General features: G+C 56.6%; 16 protein-coding genes. 9 read left to right on the forward strand and 7 right to left on the reverse strand.

Going from position 1 to position 19,960, the window contains the following annotated elements; translation table 11 throughout:
• Positions 1-9: 9 nt before the first annotated feature.
• Both lspA and ileS read right to left on the reverse strand, forming a co-directional pair.
• Positions 10-513, reverse strand: coding sequence for a signal peptidase II (gene lspA / locus ACHZCX_RS06085; RefSeq protein WP_319586347.1), 504 nt, complete (start codon positions 511-513; stop codon positions 10-12).
• On the reverse strand, positions 510-3,323 hold the full coding sequence (ileS, locus tag ACHZCX_RS06090; RefSeq protein ID WP_319586348.1) for an isoleucine--tRNA ligase: 2,814 nt from the start codon (positions 3,321-3,323) through the stop codon (positions 510-512). The genes lspA and ileS overlap by 4 nt, the downstream gene beginning before the upstream one ends.
• 310 nt (positions 3,324-3,633) lie before the next feature.
• On the opposite strand from ileS, the gene ACHZCX_RS06095 reads away from it, so the two are divergent.
• Positions 3,634-4,170, forward strand: a complete 537-nt coding sequence (locus ACHZCX_RS06095; protein WP_319586349.1) for a hypothetical protein — start codon at positions 3,634-3,636, stop codon at positions 4,168-4,170.
• 32 nt (positions 4,171-4,202) lie between these two features.
• Here ACHZCX_RS06095 and ACHZCX_RS06100 read toward each other — a convergent pair whose 3' ends face one another.
• Both ACHZCX_RS06100 and ACHZCX_RS06105 read right to left on the reverse strand, forming a co-directional pair.
• The gene (locus ACHZCX_RS06100) at positions 4,203-4,583 is read right to left on the reverse strand and encodes a thioesterase family protein (RefSeq protein ID WP_319586350.1); all 381 of its coding nucleotides are present in this window, start codon (positions 4,581-4,583) and stop codon (positions 4,203-4,205) included.
• Between the two features lie 175 nt (positions 4,584-4,758).
• On the reverse strand, positions 4,759-5,841 hold the full coding sequence (locus tag ACHZCX_RS06105) for a hypothetical protein (RefSeq protein WP_319586351.1): 1,083 nt from the start codon (positions 5,839-5,841) through the stop codon (positions 4,759-4,761).
• Positions 5,842-6,161: 320 nt separating this feature from the next.
• On the opposite strand from ACHZCX_RS06105, the gene ACHZCX_RS06110 reads away from it, so the two are divergent.
• From ACHZCX_RS06110 to dnaE, 8 genes are all read left to right on the forward strand, one after another.
• Complete coding sequence (locus ACHZCX_RS06110; RefSeq protein WP_319586352.1) at positions 6,162-6,764, forward strand: molecular chaperone TorD family protein; 603 nt, start codon at positions 6,162-6,164, stop codon at positions 6,762-6,764.
• Complete coding sequence (locus ACHZCX_RS06115) at positions 6,765-8,975, forward strand: molybdopterin-dependent oxidoreductase (protein ID WP_319586353.1); 2,211 nt, start codon at positions 6,765-6,767, stop codon at positions 8,973-8,975.
• A gap of 58 nt (positions 8,976-9,033) precedes the next feature.
• Positions 9,034-9,834: a 4Fe-4S dicluster domain-containing protein gene (locus ACHZCX_RS06120; RefSeq protein ID WP_319586354.1), complete on the forward strand. Its 801-nt coding sequence runs from the start codon at positions 9,034-9,036 to the stop codon at positions 9,832-9,834.
• 210 nt (positions 9,835-10,044) lie between these two features.
• Positions 10,045-11,139 (forward strand): OmpA family protein, encoded by a 1,095-nt coding sequence (locus ACHZCX_RS06125; RefSeq protein WP_319586355.1) that lies wholly within the window; start codon positions 10,045-10,047, stop codon positions 11,137-11,139.
• A gap of 15 nt (positions 11,140-11,154) precedes the next feature.
• Positions 11,155-12,006 (forward strand): MotA/TolQ/ExbB proton channel family protein, encoded by an 852-nt coding sequence (locus ACHZCX_RS06130; protein WP_319586356.1) that lies wholly within the window; start codon positions 11,155-11,157, stop codon positions 12,004-12,006.
• Between the two features lie 153 nt (positions 12,007-12,159).
• Positions 12,160-13,080, forward strand: a complete 921-nt coding sequence (locus ACHZCX_RS06135; protein WP_319586357.1) for a pentapeptide repeat-containing protein — start codon at positions 12,160-12,162, stop codon at positions 13,078-13,080.
• Positions 13,081-13,354: 274 nt separating this feature from the next.
• Positions 13,355-13,867 (forward strand): hypothetical protein, encoded by a 513-nt coding sequence (locus ACHZCX_RS06140; RefSeq protein WP_319586358.1) that lies wholly within the window; start codon positions 13,355-13,357, stop codon positions 13,865-13,867.
• 205 nt (positions 13,868-14,072) lie between these two features.
• Positions 14,073-17,591, forward strand: coding sequence for a DNA polymerase III subunit alpha (gene dnaE / locus ACHZCX_RS06145; protein ID WP_319586359.1), 3,519 nt, complete (start codon positions 14,073-14,075; stop codon positions 17,589-17,591).
• A 100-nt stretch (positions 17,592-17,691) separates the two neighbouring features.
• Here dnaE and ACHZCX_RS06150 read toward each other — a convergent pair whose 3' ends face one another.
• The 3 genes from ACHZCX_RS06150 to ACHZCX_RS06160 form a co-directional block, all read right to left on the reverse strand.
• On the reverse strand, positions 17,692-17,979 hold the full coding sequence (locus ACHZCX_RS06150) for an antibiotic biosynthesis monooxygenase family protein (RefSeq protein WP_319586360.1): 288 nt from the start codon (positions 17,977-17,979) through the stop codon (positions 17,692-17,694).
• Positions 17,980-18,205: 226 nt separating this feature from the next.
• The gene (locus ACHZCX_RS06155) at positions 18,206-19,006 is read right to left on the reverse strand and encodes a CsgG/HfaB family protein (protein WP_319586361.1); all 801 of its coding nucleotides are present in this window, start codon (positions 19,004-19,006) and stop codon (positions 18,206-18,208) included.
• A gap of 36 nt (positions 19,007-19,042) precedes the next feature.
• Positions 19,043-19,849, reverse strand: coding sequence for an SAM-dependent chlorinase/fluorinase (locus ACHZCX_RS06160; RefSeq protein ID WP_319586362.1), 807 nt, complete (start codon positions 19,847-19,849; stop codon positions 19,043-19,045).
• Between the last annotated feature and the right edge of the window lie 111 nt (positions 19,850-19,960).

The following is a 19,960-nucleotide window of genomic DNA, read 5'->3' on the forward strand; positions in this document are numbered from 1 at the left end:
ACAAAAAAGTTACGAACCCTGGCCTGGCTGCTGCCGATCGAACAGGAGATTCTTAAGAATAAAGAGGGTGACGCCAATGGTGATCGCGGAATCGGCGATATTAAAGGCCGGCCAATGATGACGGCCGATATAGAAATCGAGGAAATCGACCACAAAACCGAGGCGGATCCGATCAATGAGATTGCCGATGGCCCCACCCGCAATCAGGGCAAGGGCCACGGAGTACACACCGCTGCGGCGGCCGAAACTCCGCTGGGCAATCCAGATAAAAACCAGGGCCGCGCAGGCAGCGCCGACAAAAAAGATTTGACGCCAGAGAGCTGGTTGCCCGGCCAGAATACTGAAGGCAGCACCGTTATTGGTCAGATAGGTCAGATTGAAGAGATCGGGCAGGATCATTTTGCTCTCAAAGAGGGCAAAATGATCCATAATCCAAATCTTGGCCGCCTGATCGATACAGATAACCGCTGCGATGACGGAAAAAAAGGAGAGCATCCGAGTACGGTGCTTCATCCGGCCAACTGCCGAACCACAGCGGCACAGCGTGCGCAGAGAGCAGGATGCTCTTGATCTTCGCCGACCGTGGTGGCGATTGTCCAGCAACGTTCACACTTGACTCCGGGTGCCGGCCGGACGGCTATCTGGATACCGGGCAGGGCCTCCGCCTCGACAAAGGTCAGCCCGCCATCGTCTGCTGCCTCCTCGGCCAGACGCAAACTGGAAACAATGCAGAGTTCACGCAACTGATCCAGGCTGTCTGCAAGAAAACCGGCCCATTCGCCGCTCACTTTCAGCACCACCTCCGCATCCAGGGAAAGACCTATCACCTTGTCCCGCCGCGCCCCTTCCAGAACCCGAGTAATGGCACCCCGTAAGGTCAGCAGTTTATCCCAACGCTCGTCAAAGGCTTCATTTTTCTCAATATCATCGACGCTGGCGAAATCAGCAAAGAAAATCGAACGCTCCAACGAAGCCTCTTGACCCAAATCATGGAGATGTTCCCAAGCCTCGGCTGTGGTGAAACAGAGGATCGGCGACATCAAACGCAAGAGCCCATCAAGGATCCGGTAGATCACGGTCTGCGCCGCCCGCCGCTCCGGGCCGTCCGGTGTCGAACAGTAGAGCCGGTCCTTGAGCACATCCATATAGAGACTGGAGATCGTGGTGCCGCAGAAATTGTGCAGCCCGTGATAAACCGCATGGAATTCGTAGCGCTCGTAGGCCAGTGTGATGCGTTTGTTCAACTCGGCAAACTTGGTCAGAGCCCAGCGATCGATCTCCTGCATGGCCGACGGGGCCACCGAGTCCTTGTCCGGATCAAAATCATAGAGGTTGCTCAGCAAAAAACGCAGGGTGTTGCGCATCTTGCGGTAGGCGTCGGAGACATGCTTGAGGATTTCGTCGGATACCTTGACATCATCCTGATAATTTTCGCTGGCCACCCAGAGACGCAGCACCTCGGCCCCGTACTGGTCGATCACCTCCTGCGGCGCCACGACATTGCCCACGGATTTGGACATCTTCTTGCCCTGGCCATCGACTACGTAACCGTGGGTGAGCACGCTTTTATAAGGAGCCCGCCCCCTGGTGCCCACCGAGGTGAGCAGGGAAGATTGAAACCAGCCGCGGTGCTGGTCGCTACCCTCCAGATAGAGATCCGCCGGTGAGCGCAGTTCCGTTCGCTCTTCCAGGACCGCCGCATGACTGGTGCCAGAATCGAACCAGACATCGAGAATATCGGATTCCTTCTTGAATGCACGGCTGCCACAGGAGCACGTAACGCCTTCGGGGACAAAATCACCGGCCTCGTATTTAAACCAGGCGTCGGCCCCTTCTTTGCCAAAAAGTGCATCGATCCGTGCGCAGACCGCCTCGTTTTTCAGAATCTCGCCACAGTCAACACAACTCAGCACCGTCACCGGCACACCCCAAGTCCGCTGCCGGGACAGACACCAGTCGGGCCGGGACTCGACCATGCCATAGATTCGTTGTTGCCCCCAGTACGGGGTCCAGCTCACCTCCTTGATCGCCTGCAGGGCCTTGTCGCGCAGGTGCAGATTCTCCATGGAGATGAACCACTGGGCTGTGGCCCGGTACATCACAGGCTCCTTGCAGCGCCAGCAATGCGGGTAGCTGTGCCTGATCGCCATATCCTTGACCAGCGAACCCTCGGCGGCCATGTCAGCGATGATTTGCCGGTTGACCTGCGGAACCTGCTGGCCCTCGTACCTGCCGGCATCCGCCGTGAACCGCCCCTCGTCGTTCACCGGCGACATTACCTCCAGGCCGTAGCGCAGGCCGGTGAGATAGTCGTCGGCGCCGTGACCGGGAGCGGTATGGACACAACCGGTTCCCGAATCAGCAGTGACATAATCAGCCAGGACCATCAACGAGTCGCGCTCCATGAAGGGATGACGACAACGCTTCCTCTCCAGGCCGGTGGCGGAGAAGGTGGCGAGGATGGTATACGCATCGATAGCGAACAGCTGCATGCACGACGGAACCAGCTCCTTGGCCAGAATCCAGACCTCATCACCCACGGCAACAGCGGCATATTCAAAATCAGGATGAAAGGCGACCGCCATGTTGGCCGGCAAAGTCCAGGGCGTGGTGGTCCAGATGAGCACCGAGACCTTGCGGCCCGCCAGTTCCGGAGCCACTGTCCCGAGATCATCGCTCACCGGAAATTTGACATAGACTGAGGGCGAAGTGTGATCGGCGTAGTCGACCTCGGCCTCGGCCAAAGCAGTGCCGCAGGTGGCACACCAGTAGACTGGTTTTTTTGAACGAACGACCGCGCCGGAAAGAAGAAACTTGTTAAATTCCCGGGCGATGACCGCCTCATAAGAAAAACTCATGGTTAAATAGGGGTTGCCCCAATCACCAAGCACCCCCAACCGCTTGAACTGCTCGCGCTGGGTTTTGATCCATTTTTCGGCATAGCTGCGGCAGGCGGCGCGTTTGCCAAGGATAGAGATGGTCTGTTTTTTGGCGCCCAGCTCCAGATCGACATTATGCTCGATGGGCAGGCCGTGGCAGTCCCAGCCGGGGATGTATGGGGCCTTGAAACCGGCCATCCGCTTGGAGCGAAGAATGATATCCTTCAGCACCTTGTTGAAGGCGGTGCCAAGGTGGATGTTGCCGTTGGCATAAGGAGGGCCGTCATGGAGGACAAACAGTGGCCGATCAGCGGCCGCCTGCTGCAGCTTCTCATAGAGTTTTTCCTTCTCCCAGCGTTTGAGCACCATCGGCTCCCGCTGGGTCAGATTAGCCTTCATCTTAAACTTGGTCTGCGGCAGGTTCAGTGATTCCCTGTAATCCATCGTTCTTCTCGATCTGTCAAAATAGAAATTAAACTGGCCGGGCTGTACGCGAAATGGCAGATTTTACCAAGCCCGCTTGAATGTGCAAGGGAAAAGGCGGAAGGACCGGCTCCGGCCCGCCATGAAGATCGGGCGAGACAGGGGATAGAGGTGGGAGGGGAGCCGACAACCTGGCGGGGAATAATCCCAAGGGGCAACTGGAGCGTCGCGACATCACTGCTTGTCTTTTTTTACCGTCGTTGTATTTTGACAGGCGACAAGGGGCATGATCGTCCCGGCAACCGACCCTCAATCTCTGTGGAGCCGCATCGTGAAATCCGAGCCATCCCGTCCCCTCTGTACGATCTGCGACCGCCAGCACGACCAACCCCAGCAAACGGATCAACTCTGTCACTACTGCGAGGTTCTTGCCCGGGCCGTGCAAGAACAGCCCGAGGTGGTCAAACAGTTGTGGCTGCGCTACCGCAACGAACCGATACTGCCGGAAGCGGTCCACCGATCAATTGAAAGCGAGGCGGAATTGCCTGAGGTGCTCGACGGCAAGCGCTACCGAACCATCGACCGCGACCGCAACAAATGGTATCTCTCGGTGAGCGAGGTCAACGGCAAACCCGTGGAGATCTTTGCATCGACTGCCTTTGACCGCGATCACGAACTGCAGTCACGCATCTCCAACCTAACCACCATCACCCGCCTGATCTCGCTCATCCTCAGGCACATTTTCCTCGGCGAACCCCTCACCTTTGAAAAATGCCTCAAGCAGATTCAGCGCAGTTCCCGACAGAAAAACGACCTGCCCGACATGATTTGCGGTGTACTGAGCCGCTACAACACCCCGCCGGAGTAAATATCCGGCTCTGACCGGAAACAGGATGCTCCTTACAGTTTTTCCATAAATTTGCGGGTATCGATAACGAAGCGCTCGTGCCGCCCACGACCGATTTCGCCTTTCTCGTCGGAGGCCAGCAGCTCGAACACCAACCGGCGGCGATCAACCTCGACCAAGGTCGATTCGCAGGTCACCTTCATGCCGACCGGGGTTGCCTTGCTATGGGTAATATCCACTTTAACACCGACCGTGCCAAAGCCTTCGGGCAGAAAGGGCAGCACCGAGGTGAGACAGGTTTTTTCCATAAGGGCAACCATTGCCGGGGTTGCATACACCTCGACCAGGCCGCTACCGTAGCGGGCGGCAGTATCTTCAAATGCAACCACCAACTCTTCCTTGCCTTTGATTCCCGTGGGGATCTGTATTTCCATATCTGTTTTTCTCCCTTCCGCTCCAGTAAACGCATTGTGATCGGCCTTCCCTGTCACTGCCCTGAGGACCGCGAGCTGAAAACCTAAAAATGTTCGTGAATTTGGGCTTATAACAACAGTAAACCGGCCCGTCAAGAGACAAAAAAATCGCCAAAAGTCCTGCCGGGGTTCAATCTCAAGCGACCAGATCCAGCTGCTGCATAGTGCCCACCCCACCCTCTTCTAAGAGAAAAAGGCCGGTGGCGCGGACCTGTCCCTGCAAGACATTACTGTCGTCCTTGACGCTGAAGGGGGTATCAATCCTGCCAAGATAGAGGGCGCCGACGCCCTTTTCTCCCAACGCCAGCAGCTGATCCTCGCCGGAAGGGGTTTTCATCCAGACCCGCAGGCGGGAATACATGTCGTCGTTCTCATCGATCCAACCATTGTTGTCGCCGTCATAGGCGGCCAGATCGGCAAAGCCGTCGCCACTTTGGGCGCCGAACAACTCGCTACCATCGTTGACCGTGCCGTCGTTGTTGGCGTCCAGAGCAAGAAATCCTGAACCAGGCCCGACAAAAGCAATCTGGTCCTCGGTGCCGTCGGCGTCGATGTCAAAACTGAAGGTGTTTTGAGTCAATTGAGCCGCCGTTCCGTCAAAGTTGATCACCAACGGATCCTTGAGGGCCGCGTCACCGAGCAGCAGAGTCTCGTCCAATGTACTGGTGAAACTGCGGCTCATATTCAGCGCCACCCCGATTTCGATCTGCTGGCCATCGGCGGTGACCACGACCCCTTGGGCACTGAACTGCGTGGTCTCAGCTTCATGGTAGGTTTCATGGCGCTCGTAACGCACCCCCCATCCCTGAACGGCCTGTGTCGGCGCTCCCTCGGCCGGAACCGGCGTCGATGAAGTGGCCTGCTGGGCCGTAGGAGGGGTATACATTTTAAACTTCCGGCCGGTGAGTTTCTCGAATAAGGCCTTGAGAATGCGCATGTTGAGATCCGTCATCACCTCCTCTTCTCCCGAGGCATCGGTCTCGGCTGCTTCCGGGACTTCGGCCACCCGCTGCTTAGCCGCCTCGGACAGGGAGACCTTGGCCGCCTCCTTGGCAAGTTTGTCAGCCTGGTGCTTGAGCGTCTCGTCCTTGGCGTTTTTTCGTTCGGTGCGGACCGGCTCCTTGCCCTGCCGCCACACGGCGAGCAATTCCTGGCGTTCGTGATATTCGACGGCGGTGCGGGAACTGGCGAGTTGGATGGTGGATTCTGCAATTTTCATGATGTCCCTTCCCTGGTTATCATTATGGGGTGAGTCTGCGGAGGCGCTGTTTCATCCGTGAACAAACATCTCTGCCTTATCGTCTGATCGGTTGGGGTGAATGAAACCTTTAGCAGGAAGTACAGGTATCTTGTGGAATTAGAGATTCTATGCTACAGTGTGCCAATTTTTGGAGAAACGCAGGCGGCAATCCAGCCGATGGAAAAACCACAATGTTTCGGTATCATTTATAATCCGCGCAAATACCTGCCAACGGTCTTCCTTGATTACCCGAAAAGGTCACGCTGATTTCCCGTCACTGATTCCCAGAAAAAACTCCCATGCCAGCTCACAGTCCAACTCTCGACCAGGAAGACGCCTCAGCGACCCAAGCTGCCACCCTCAGTTCCCTCTACTCTTTTTTAGCGCTGACTATGCGCTACCCCGAACTGGCCTTCTGTAACGACCAGTTGTTCGACACTGCCGAATCGATCCTCGAATCACTCGACTGGCGGGAAGAACTCACTGAATTTCGCCGGTGGCGCGCACAAACCCCCAATCATCTTGACGATCTACGGACCGAATATACCGGTCTGTTCATCACCGCCGCGCCGCGAGCAACCATACCGCCCTACGCCTCGGTCTACCTTGACGGTGACGGCACCTTGTATGGCCGGACCACCGAACGAACCAGAGATTTCTATCGCGAACGGGGTTATGATCTGGCCGACGAGACCGAACCCGCCGATCACATCCGTTTTGAACTCGATTTTTTGGCTGCACTGGCCGGTGAAGCCAAGTTTGACGACGAAGAACTTTTTCTGCAAACCCTTTTTCGGCCGTGGTTTGAACGATTTCAAGAAAAAAGTATGAAAGAAGCTCGACATCCTTTTTACAAAGTGTCGATACAGTTAATTGATTTTTTTACCAAGGAGGAACAGTAAATGGCAATGAACCTTACCAGGCGGAATTTCCTCAAAGCCGCCTCGATTGCCGCTGCGTCCGTGCCGCTGTCCAGGGTGGCGGCAAAAGCAGAATCAGGAGTGATTAAAACTCCCCTGGCGGCTCCAGGGACTTTCAAGGATACCCAGACGGCGGTCGGCGGCGTCTGCGAAATGTGTTTCTGGCGGTGCCAACTGGTCGGAAAAATCCGCGACGGCCGCCTGATCAAGCTGGAGGGAAATCCTAAATCCATCGACAACGGCGTTTCGATCTGCGCTCGCGGCAATGCCGGCGTCAAGCTGCTCTACGATCCAGATCGTCTTAAATACCCGTTGAAAAACGTCGGCAAACGCGGCGCACCCAAGTGGCAACGCATTTCCTGGGAAGAGGCGCTCGACACCTGCGGCAGCAAACTGAAGGCAATCGTTGACCAGCACGGCGCTAAAGGGATTGCTATGTTTCCGCACGGCTCCACAGCCACCTATCCCATGGGTTTCCTCGAGAATGTCGTAGGGACTCACAATGTCTCCGAGGCCTCGTTCTTCCAGTGCCGCGGCATCCGCGACACCGCTTATATGGCTACCATTGGCCTGCCGCCCAATGAGGACGTGGACATGGCCAACACCAAGGTCATGTTTTTCATCGGGAATCACTTGGGCGAGAATGTTCATGTCTCCCACCTCAAGCGCTACCTCAAAGGACTGGAGAATGGCGCTAAGCTGGTGGTGGTCGACCCCCGCTATTCGGCCTCGGCGGCCAAGTCGGACATCTGGGTGCAGATCCGGCCCGGCACCGACACCGCCTTCATGCTGGCGATCATGAACTACTTGATCCAGAACAAGAAGTACAACGCCGAATACGTTGAAAAACACGGCGAGGGCTTTGAGAAAATGGCCGAGGGCATCAAGGGCTGGACGCTGGAGAAAGCGGCCCAGGAATGTGATGTTCCTGCTGCCCAGATCAAAGAAGTGGCCGAACTGCTGGCCGCCAATATGCCCAATGTTTCTATTCACCCTGGCCGCCACGTCTCCTGGAACGGCAACGACTTCCAACGTCAACGGGCTTTGGCCTGCCTCACCGGCGTCCTCGGCGCTTTTGGTGTCAAGGGCGGCTTTGTTCAGCCCAAGGGCCCCAAAGGCTTAGGCAAAGTCGGCTGGCCAAAAGGTGAATCGCACGAGAAGAGTCTTCGGGAAATGAAGGGCGTCCATCACTACTCCCCGCCCGGCACCCCGACCGACCTGATCCGCGACACCGCCATCACCGGTAAGCCTTACCCAATCAAGGGTTGTGTCATCTGGGGACAGAACCCGATCCAGACCATCCCTAGCCAGGAAAAGACCATCAAGATGCTTGAGCAGATGGACTTTGTTATGTGCGTTGACGTCATGCCCACTGACATCACTATGTACGCCGACATCCTCCTGCCCGACACCTCCTATCTTGAACGGTATGACATGATCAAAACGGGTACCCAGTGGGATTTTGCCGAGGAGCACAAGCAGTACATTGCCCCCCGCATGCCGCTGGTGGCCCCCGGTTTCGAGCGCAAAGAAAGCATCTGGATCACCAACGAGATCGCCAAGCGTATGGGCTACGGTGACAAAATCCCGGTGCAGTCCCAGGAAGAAGCCATCAATAAGATGCTGGCCGGCGTCGAGTTGTCCATTGACAAGATCAAAGCCGAGGACGGCATCCACATCCAACCCGGCAAAGACCCGTATGGCGAGATGGAACTGACGGTGCTGTTCCACAACCCGGAACTGGAGGAGAACGGCTATCCGCCCATCCCCACCTACATCCCGGTGGAACGTGCCCCCGAGGGCTACATGCGTCTGCTCTACGGTCGTTCGCCGGTCCACACCTTCAACCGCAGCCAGAACAACGCCTGGCTGATGGCGGAGAATGACAGCAACCCTGTCTGGGTCAACGACAAATTGGCTGCCAAGTTGGGGCTTAAGGAAGGCGACACCGTGTCGCTGATCAACCAAGACGGCGTCAAATCGCGCACCACTACCACGGTCAAGGTGACCCCCGGTATCCGTCAGGATTCGGTGTACATGTACCACGGTTTCGGCTCGATGAATCCGGAATTGACCCTGGGCGTGGGCAAGGGCGTCGACGACTGCAGCCTGATCACCAAAATAGCGGTTGATCCGGAAACCGGAGCCCACGGCATGCGCAACAACTTTGTCAAACTCGTGAAAGTCAGCTGATGATGGGGCCGCACATCCTGCAACCATCAGCCACGACCACCTCTGAAGGAGAGTACCTATGCAATATGGCATGATTATCGATATCGACAGGTGCGTGGGCTGCCATGCCTGCGTCATCGCCTGCAAAGCCGAGTGGGAGGTTCCTGCTCAATACAACCGCAATTGGGTTCACCGCCTGGGGCCGAGCATCACCGCAACCGGCATGGCCGCCACCTACTATCCCGGTCTCTGCAACCACTGTAAAAACCCGCCCTGCGTCCCCGTCTGCCCGGCCGATCAGGTCAGCATGACCTTCAAGGACGTCAAGAGCGGCAAAACGGTCACCATGGACGTGGCCGCCACTTGGAAGGACCCGTTCAACGGCACCGTTCAGGTTGACCGCGAACGCTGCATCGGTTGTGGCGCCTGCCGTGACGCCTGCCCCTACGGTGCTCGTTATGTCGATGAAGGACTCAAAGATGACAACAGCCTTGGCAAAGTCGACAAATGCACCTACTGCATGCCACGCGTTGCTGAAGGCCTGGAGCCCGCCTGTGTCCAAACCTGCCTGGCCCGCGCCCGCATCTTTGGCGATCTCGACGATCCCCAGTCAGCAGTGGCGCAGTATGTGAAGAAAGGTGCGGTCGGCCTGACTTCCAAAGCCGTGCAGATCGGCCCTAACGGCATGTATTTCGGCAGCAAGAAGGGTGACATGGAACTATTGATGAAGGCCGCTCCGCAGGAGCTGCCGAAGGTTTCGCTGCGCCGCAGCCTGCTGTCCAAAATGTCGCTCACCGCCAAGAACCAGATCAAGGATCTCGGTCTCCTCGGTTTGGCTGGCGGTCTCTTGGTCAAATCTCTGCAGGACGAAGAAAAGTAAGATTCTCCACAAAATTCTTCTCGTTACCTATCCCCTGTCGCTCGTTTGAGCGGCAGGGGATTTTTTTTGGGCTGCATTGCCCTCTTACCAGGGGAAGCAGGACGTTTCAGGGTATGACTTTTTGACATAATCCTGCTAGAATGAGTCATTCTTTTGTAATCTATCGGATAATCCGCTTTTGTTCCGGCCGCAACCGGCCGAAGAAAGGTTATGGACAACGAACCCATCGAAACCAACACCCCTGCCGAAGAGGAAAAACCCGCAGCAACCGCTCCGGTGCAGCCGGAACCGAAGCCGCCTGCCCTTTCCGCGAACTGGCAGCACACCACCCAGCCGGTTTTTGTGGTCGAGGATTCCTTTTACCGCTCGCGGACCCCGCCTCGGCCGGTGCACTGGTCCATCGCCTGGTCAGACCTGATGATGACCATGTTCATCCTCTTCCTCACCCTTTTTGCCCATCTCCGCACCCACCAGGAGATCCTCGCCCACGGAAAACCCAACAAAATCGCGGACGAGACCATCCCCGTTCGGTCGGACGACGCCAAGCCATCGTTGATTTTCCATCCGATATCTCAAGATATTTCGCTCAAAACAGCAGACAACCTGCAAGAGACCGCACCGCCCAAGCAGGAACAATTGGGAACAGATGTGCTCATCCGTCACCAGGCAATGGAAGAAAAACCACAGGCCGAACCCCTGACCCCTATCCCGGAGTTAGCCAAGGAAAAGCCCCCTCCAAAGGCCCAGGTCCCCGCCGAAGCTTCACCACCCCCACCCGAAACCACTCCCACCCCCCAGGAAAAAAAGCAAGAGGAGGTGATTACCAAAATCTACGATCTTTCCAAGCTCACCCTGGCCAACGAAAAGCTGGAACGTTTTGCCTCGGTGGAATTGGTTCCGGACAAAACCATGCGCATCATCCTCACCGGCGATCTGCTCTTTGCCTCCGGCCAGGCAGAGCTGACTCCCAATGCGATGGATTCGCTCAAAAAGCTCTCCAGCGTCATCAAGAAAACGCCCTACATGATCAACGTTATCGGTCACACCGACGACCGGCCGGTCAAGACCTCCCGTTTTCCCTCCAACTGGGAGCTGTCGCTGGCCCGGGCAGGACGGGTTGCCCGTTTCCTTATCGACGACACCCAGCTACCGGCCACCCAGTTCAGCGTCTCCGGCTACAGTTCCTTTCGGCCGGTGCAACCCAATACCAGCGACGAAAATCGCAAGACCAACCGCCGGGTGGAAATCGTTCTTTCCAAGGAGTTGCCGCAGGTGGAAGCGGCCTCACCTGCAAATCTTCAATAACGGAATTGTTGCACAATGAAACGACAAAACCTGATTGGCCTCGTGCTCTGCGGCCTCATCTTTTTCGGCGGCTTTCTCATCAAGGGGCAACTCACCTTCTACTTCAATATCGCCAGCCTGATGATCGTGGCCGGCGGCAGCGCCACCGCCGCCCTGCTCAGTTTTCAGCTCGAACGGCTGCGCATCGTCCAGCGGGTCGTCCGGGCGTCCTACCGCAACCGGTTGAAATCCGAGGCCGAGATCGTCGACATTCTCATCGACCTATCGATCAAATCGAGGATGGAGGGCATCCTCTCCTTGCAGAAGGACGAAAACGAGACCTCCGTACTTTTCCTCCGCCGGGGACTGGGCTGCCTGGTCGACAACTATGAACCGCAGCAGATCCGCGACATCCTCAACACCGAAATGTACTTTTTCAAGCTGCGACGGGAGGACAGTGAGCGGGTGCTGCGTACCATTGCCGATTTCTGCCCGGCTTTCGGCATTGTCGGCTCGGTGGCCGGCCTGATTCCGATGCTGGCAGGTATCGACGACACCGGCATCATTCTCAAGACCGTGCCGCTGGCCCTAACCTCAATTCTTTACGGCCTTATCTTTGCTAATTTCTTCTTTATTCCCTTTGCCGCTAACCTGCGCGAGCGCACCAACCATGAACTGCTCCTGCAAAAAATCATTATGGAGGGCATCATCTCCATAAAATGCGAACTGAACCCCACCGTGCTCCGGACCAAACTTCTCTCCTTCCTCACCCCCTCGGACCGCAAGGCCGATCTGGTGCCCCTTTCCCTGATCCAGGAACGCTTTCACATTCGGGTCGATGAGAATCAAGACGACCACCTGGATCGTCCGGGACCTGCTGTCTTTTAGTCCTCTTCCTGCCGGGAACCATTCCCGAAAAACAAGGGTGCAAATAGTCGCTGACCGTGTAATATACGAGGCACCCTGCGTGCTGACTGTTTTGACGAAAAGCAGTCCATCAACCTGTTGTTTTCCCTCATAAAAGAAAAGAAGAGGTTCTCCATGCGATACTCTGCTCTCCCGGCCCTGTTCTGTTGCCTCCTGCTCTGCGGCTGCGGCCCGACCACTGTCAATTCTCTGGTCAAAGAACAAGGTGCCCGTCAGATGGCCGCCCGTGACGTGCTGAGCCTGGTCAAGGGTAACACCCTCTCTCTTCACTCTTTCAATGAGGACGCCCTGCTCTATTTCGATCCCTCGGGTAAAATCTTTGCCAAGGGCATCTCCACTGACAAGGACAAGGGCAGATGGGATGTCAGTGAGGGCAGCGAACTCTGTCTCCGCATGGAGAAATGGTGGTACGGCGATCTACGCTGCTTCACGGTTTATCACATTGGCGACAAGGACAAGGTCCGCTTGGCCAACAGCAGCGGTGTGCTCCAGTATTCGGCGGAACAGGCAGAAGGCGACAGCAAAGGCCTCTACAGCGACAGCGACCAGAAGAAAAAAAGCCTGCGCCGCTCGATCAGCAAACAGGAGAGCGGCCAAGAATCGGCGACAGCGAGCACAACAACCTGGGAAGAGAAGCAGGCACCGGTGCTGACTGAGGAACGGCCGTCCGGAGACCATGCGGGCAAGGACACCGGAGCCACGATCGAGTACATGGCCAAAGACTGTCCAGGCTGCAACCTGGCAGGAGTTGACCTGGGCAAGGCGGAATTGATTGAGGCCAAGTTGGCCGGAGCTGATTTGCACGGCGCCAACCTGAGCATGGCCAACCTCCGCCGGGCCGATTTGCAAAAGGCCAATCTACAGAAGACTGTCCTGACCTACGCCAATCTGCCTGGCGCCGACCTCCGGGGAGCCGACCTGCGCGGAGCCTCGCTCAAGGGGGCCAACCTGATCAAGGCCGATCTCACCGGAGCCAAGCTCGAAGGAGCCGACCTGACCGAGGTACTGAAAGAAGGGGCGAAGGGGCTTAAGTAGGGATTTAGGTTGGGAGGTTTTTAGACTGAAGGTTCGGCAGGTTGCAGGTTGCAGCCCGGATAAGGTGCTACGGAATCCGAGAGTTCATTTTTCCGCGCCTGCTTTTGTCCCGGATTACGCTTTGGCTTCATCCGGGCTACCTGCTGAAAATAATGAAACAGAAAACGCATCGAGTAACAATGTCGTGCATCCACGGAGGGTGCTCTTCCCGACAACAATCTGCTTGTTGCATTGACAGGTCGCCGCTCCCAGTGGCTAGACCGCAAGACTGCGTATGAGCACCGAAAACAGAGCTGAAAGCGAAATGGCGCCAATCTTCCTTGAGCTGGGTAAAGCAGTGTTTATCTGCCAATCCCTCGAAGTGAGCTTGCGTTTTCTCAATGCCCAGCTGGCACAAGATGACGCCCTGGAAGAAGAAGGCACCTTTGGCTCCTCATTAGACTATTATTCGAACGAGACCTTGGGTCAGTCGATCAACAACCTTCGCAAGCGAATCGACATTCCGGCGGACCTGAGTGACTATCTTGAGTCCGGTCTTACAATTCGCAACGAAATCGTGCATGATTCTGTGACCAAGAATATTCAAAGATTCGCTCATCCCAAAGGCCGGCTGGAAGTGGAAGCTGAACTCGCTTTCATGAAACAGGAGGTGAAGAAGCGAAACGTCCTGGTCAACAAGTTACTCGGCACTCTTTCTGCCAAAAATGGCTGTTCAAACTCAGAGCTCAAAAGAAACGCCGACGAACTCTGGGCCTTTATAAATCAGGCTCCAGAGGCAACACCCTAACTTCACGACCAAATCAATCACTAAACCGAACTTGGAAATAACCGCGTTCTTTCAAGAGCAGGACCTCGGGCAACCGGTTCTTTTAAACGGTGCAGGGAATGCCCCTTGTCCCTCTGGTTTTCCACGACCTCTTTTTTCCCGGATAACGGTTAAGCTTCCCCCAGGCTACCCACTAAATCCATAAAAACATTCATATCCAAACACCATGCCCACTCCCTTTGTCCATCTCCACGTCCACACCCAGTACTCCATGCTCGACGGGGCCATCCGCGTCTCCGACCTGATCCAGACCGCCAAGGATTTTGGCATGGGAGCGGTGGCGATGACCGACCACGGCGCCATGTACGGGGCGCTCGAGTTCTACGAAAAGTCGAAGAAGGCGGGAATCAAACCGCTGGTCGGATGTGAATTCTACATGGCGGAAAACGGCATGCATCTGCACGAACGGAGTGCTGGCCACAACTTCCACCTGGTCGCCCTGGCCATGAACGCCACCGGCTACGCCAATCTGCTGAAACTGGCCTCCCTGGCCCAGACCCAAGGGTTCTATTACCGGCCGCGGATCGACCGGCACACCCTTTATGAGCACCAGGAAGGGCTGATCGTGCTCACCGCCTGTCTCAAGGGCGAGATCCCCTGGCGCTTGACCCACAACGACCCCGCCGGTGCCCGCGCCCGTGCCCTTGAACTGCAAAAGGTCTTCGGCGACCGGTTGTATCTGGAGATCCAGGAGAACGGCATCCCCGAGCAGACCCTCGCCAACCAGGGACTGATGGCCCTTGCCGAGGAGTTGGGCATCAAACTGGTGGCCACCAACGACTGCCACTACCTCGGCAAAGAAGAATCCTACGCCCACGAGGTCCTGCTCTCCATCCAGACCGGCAAGACCATCAATGATCCCAACCGGTTCCGCTTCAATACCGACCAGTTGTATTTCAAATCCGGCGATGAGATGGCGGCCCAGTTTGCCTACTGCCCCCAGGCACTGAGCAACACCCTGGAGGTGGCCGAGCGGTGCGATCTGCAACTGGAATTCGGAGATAATCATTTCCCCATCTTTCCGCTCAACGAAGGCGAGACCCTGGACGCCGTCTTTGCCAAGGCCTGCTGGGACGGATTCAAAGTGCGGCTTGATCATATGCGCGAAATGGAGCCGGTCTCACCGGAGACCGAGTCCACCTACCGGGACCGGCTGACCTACGAAATCGAGGTCATTCAAAAGATGGGCTTCTCCGGCTACTTTCTCATCGTCGCCGACTTTATCAACTGGGCCAAGCAACAGAAGATTCCGGTCGGCCCGGGGCGCGGTTCCGGCGCCGGCAGTCTGGCGGCCTACTGCATGGCCATCACCGATATCGACCCCATTCCCTACGGCCTGCTCTTTGAGCGCTTCCTCAACATCGAGCGGGTCTCCATGCCCGACTTTGACATCGACTTCTGCAAGGAACGGCGCGACGAGGTGCTGCAATATGTCCGCCAACGGTACGGCGGCGATGCCCATGTCGCTCAGATCGTGGCCTACGGGTCGATGAAGGCCCGAGCGGTGCTCCGCGACGTCGGCCGGGTGCTGGATATCCCCCTGCCCGTGGTGGATCGGATCGCCAAGCTGGTACCCGAAGAATTGAAAATCACCCTAAAAAAGGCGATCGAAAAGGAACCCCGGCTGCGCGAGGCGATGAAAGAGCCCGAGGTCCGCGAACTGTTGACCATCTCGCAGACCCTGGAGGGCTTGGCCCGGCATAAATCGACCCATGCCGCCGGCGTGGTCATCTCGCCCAAGCCGATGGTCGAATATCTGCCGGTCTGCATCGGCCCGAACAAGGAGATCCTGACTCAGTACGACATGAAGTACACTGAGAAGACCGGACTGATCAAGTTCGACTTTCTCGGCCTCAAGACTCTGACCGTGATTGACCGGGCCTTGAAGCTGATTGCCTTTGACCTTGGCACCGAGGTTGATCTGCGCAAGATTCCGATGAATGATCCCAAGACCTTTGCCCTGCTCTGCCGGGGCAACAGCCTGGGAGTCTTTCAACTGGAAAGCGACGGCATGCGCGAGTTGTTGATCAAGATGCAGCCTGAGCAGTTCTCCGACCTCATCGCCCTGGTGGCCCTCTATCGGCCGGGCCCGCTGGATTCGGGCATGGTCGACACCTTTGTCGAGACCAAGCACGGCCGCAAGCCCGCCGATTACCCGCTGCCGCAGATCAAATCCGTGCTCCAGGAGACCTACGGGGTCATTGTCTACCAGGAGCAGGTCATGAAGATCTCCAACATCCTGGCCGGCTACAGCCTGGGTGATGCCGACATCCTTCGCCGGGCCATGGGCAAGAAGATCCCAGAGGTCATGGAAAAGGAGCGCGGCAAATTCATGGCCGGGGCCAAAGTCAACAACGTCCCGGAGGAAAAGGCCAAGTACATTTTTGATCTCATGGCCAAGTTTGCCGGCTACGGTTTCAACAAATCGCATTCGGCGGCCTACGCCCTGATCGCCTACCAAACTGCCTACCTCAAGGCCCATTATCCAGCCCAGTTCCTGGCGGCGCTGCTCTCCTGCGACGTGGAGAACACCGACAAGGTGGTCAAGTACATCAATGAATGCCGCCAGGAGAAGATCGAGGTCCTGCCACCGGATATCAACGAATCCTTCAGCGATTTCACGGTCATCAACGACCGCATCCGTTTCGGCATGGCGGCGGTGAAGAATGTCGGCGGCGCAGCGCTCGACTCAATCCTCGCCGAACGTGAGGCCGGCGGCTCCTACCAGTCGCTCAACGATTTCTGCGGCCGAATCGATTCCTCCAAGGTCAACCGCAAGGTGATCGAGAGCCTGATCAAGGCCGGGGCCTTTGATTCGCTCAACAAGAACAGGCGGCAGTACATTGAGCTCCTCGATCTGTGCATCGAACGGGCCAAGGCGGTGCAACGTGACCGGATGAGCGGCCAGATGAATCTCTTTGCCGTCGGTCAACCGGCCGCCAAGCCGACCGGAACTGCAGAGGTCGAACTACCCGAGGTCGAGGATTGGCCGGAGTTGGAGCGACTGGCCTTTGAGAAGGAGACCGTGGGATTTTTCCTCACCGGGCACCCGCTTGAAGGGATCATGGAGGATCTGCGGCGAGTGGTCGACACCGACATCGCCGGGGCTGAAAAGCTGCGTGATGGACAGGTGGCGCGAATCGGCGGCCTGCTCGCCGGGTATAAGGAGCATAAATCGAAGAAGGGCGAGCGTATGGCCTTTACCGTGCTGGAGGATATGACTTCCAGCATCGAGGTCATCGTCTTTCCCTCGACATTTGCCGAATGTTCGCATCTGCTGACCAGTGATCAGCCGCTGATTGTGCTGGGCACCGTCCAGCAGGGGGAACGGGGCGCCAAGGTGGTGGCCCAGGAAATCAAAGGGTTAACCGAGACCTTGGAGCAGTATACCGAGCGGGCGGTGATCACGCTGCGGGCAGCCTCGACCTCGCGCCAGCACATGCTGGAACTCAAGGAACTGCTCTACCAGCACCACGGGACCGCACCCGTGCTTCTCACCCTGCATTTCGACAATCGCGGAGAGGTGGACATCCAGGTGCTCAAGGACATGAGTATCCGCCCTTCCACCGACCTCTTTCACAAGATCACCCGGCTCTGCGGGCCCCGCTCTCTGGCAGTGCAGATGCGCAAGCCTGAGGTACAACAGCGGCGCAATGGCAACGGTAACGGCCGCAACGGTCATTGAAGCCGGCTGAAAAAAAAGGCGGCCCATCAAGGTTGATGGGCCGCTTTTGAAACATTCTTGGTCGGTGCTGGTTTACAAACCCAGCGCCCGCCGTTTTTAATCAAGCATTTTCAAAAATTTCGTACTTTGTTGGTTCACCGAGCAATTTATCAATTTTTTCCTGCAACTCGATCCGCTCCTTGGTCAGAGTCCACGCCCGCCAATCATCAATGGACTGCCAGGTGCTGATAACCATACTAACGCCTGGTTCGTCAACCCGGGTAAAGGTTTCCCCCGAAATATAGCCCTTTTGATTCAGGGTTAATGCCCTCATTTTCCTGAGCAGGGCTTCCAGTTCCGGAGCCAGCTTATCCGCGACTTTCCTCTTGATCAGAACCTTGACAGCCATGTGTTCCTCCTCGTGTTGATGTAGGTTAATCGGACGTACATGAACAACCAGATAACGAACAGCGTGTTACGTCTTTAATATAAACATATCCGGACCCAGAAGCAAAAAATTGTGTCCGCATGACTCGAAAAAAAGGTTTGCCCACCTGAGAGAAGTGGCGAAAGTGTAACCACTGCCCGCTTACACTTTCGCACAAACGGGCAGTAGTGCAACCGCAAAGGGGCAATTAATACACCTTCAGCTTGCCCCCGGTTCCATGCCCTTGGGGTCCAGCGGCATCCTGAGGACGATAACTTTTAGTAGCCCTAACCAGGTTGTTAAAGGCATCGGTCATGGCCGCGACAATGACCTTGCCTTCAGGGGTTTTTTGATAGGCTGACAACGCACCGCCGGCACCGCCTCCGAGCATGCCAAAAACACCGCCAACATCCATGGCACTGCCACTCCCCTCGGCCGCCGCTACCTGCACGCCGGAGCGGTTGTCCACCAGGGTCAACATACTCTGGGCGCCCTTGGACTGCATCGCACCGCCAACTGCCGCGCCGACGCTGCCGAACAGGCCGCCGACCGCACCGCCGACGCCGCCCATGTTGTTGTCCTGGAAGATCAGGGTGGGAGTTACAGTGTAATCGGCGGCCACCATCTGCCCCTTGCCGAAGTTGGATTGCTTGCGCAGCTCGCCCGATTGCGCCAAATCCCGCTCGCGCATCATGCTATCCATACCGGCGCCGCGCTCAACCACGACAAAACAGTTACTTTGCTGGGCCAGGAGCCGCAGCACAGGTATGGTTGATTGGATACCGTACCGCCCAAGATAGGAATACCAATTGGCGGCGTGGTCCTCATTGACGGCAAGAGTGCCAAAAGGGGAACCGCACCGCTCCAGGCTGGCATTGGCATTGGAGGCGTTAGCGCCGCCGGCGCTGCCCGTGGCCTCGGTTTTGGCGCCTGCACTTCCCATTGTCACCTGGCTGCAGGCTGGCAAAACACATGCCATCAGAGCAATCCCCAACAGATACTTCTTCATACAACCCTCCCGTGATGAATTATTGTTTTTTACTGGTTATTTTTGCACAAGATGTACAATTATCGGGTCACCGGACGTACAGCCGAGCAATTCGGCGGCATTCGCCCGGTTAGCCGCGATTTCGAGATAACCGGAACTGTCGACCAAGACGAGTAAAGAACCGGCTTTAGCCTGATGATAGGTTTGGAAAAACTGGCTTATCCGCTGGTTGCCAATCTCGAGAAAACCAAAGGTGGCAGGATCGAAACGCCCGCCGCCGACGCGGATGTTCGTGCGGATATTGCCGAAATGATCGATACGCTGCACCTGCCCATGGAGGGAACCTGGCTGATGGACTGCCGAAGGGACAATGGCCATCCGTATGCTTCCCAAGGATACAGAGGGGCCCAAATCGTCCAAGGCGCGCGACTTGACCAAAGCCGTGGCCACGGGGGCCATGACATCGCGGCCGTGAAAAGTCGGGCTGACCGTTGCCGGAAAAAATGCGGGATGCTCCACCCGATGAATCGACTCAATCTTGTGATCGGCGACCAAAAGGGACAGAATGCCGTTATCAGGAGCGATAAAAAAATGGCCATCCCCGGCAGCTGCCAGGATGGCCCGCTGGCTGCCGACCCCAGGATCAACAATGATCAGATGAATCGTTGCCGGCGGAAAAAAGGTATAGCTGGTGCGAATGGTGACCGCGGCGGTGACCACGTCCCAGGCAGGGATCGCATGGGTAAGGTCGACGATAGTAGCCGACGGACAGCCTTTGAGCAAGGCCCCCTTAAGCTGGCCCGCATAAGGATCCTGCAGGCCAAAATCGGTGGTCAAGGTGAAAATGGCTGAATTATTTCCCATAAAGACAGGTCAGGAAGATTTCCACAACATGGTCAGAGAGAAAGGGGTCCGCTTTTTAAGAAAAACTATCCCCCGACGTCACCAGCTCAATTTGCAGGTCGGACCCGAAAA

The organism is uncultured Desulfobulbus sp. (genome assembly GCF_963662935.2).
GTDB lineage: Bacteria > Desulfobacterota > Desulfobulbia > Desulfobulbales > Desulfobulbaceae > Desulfobulbus.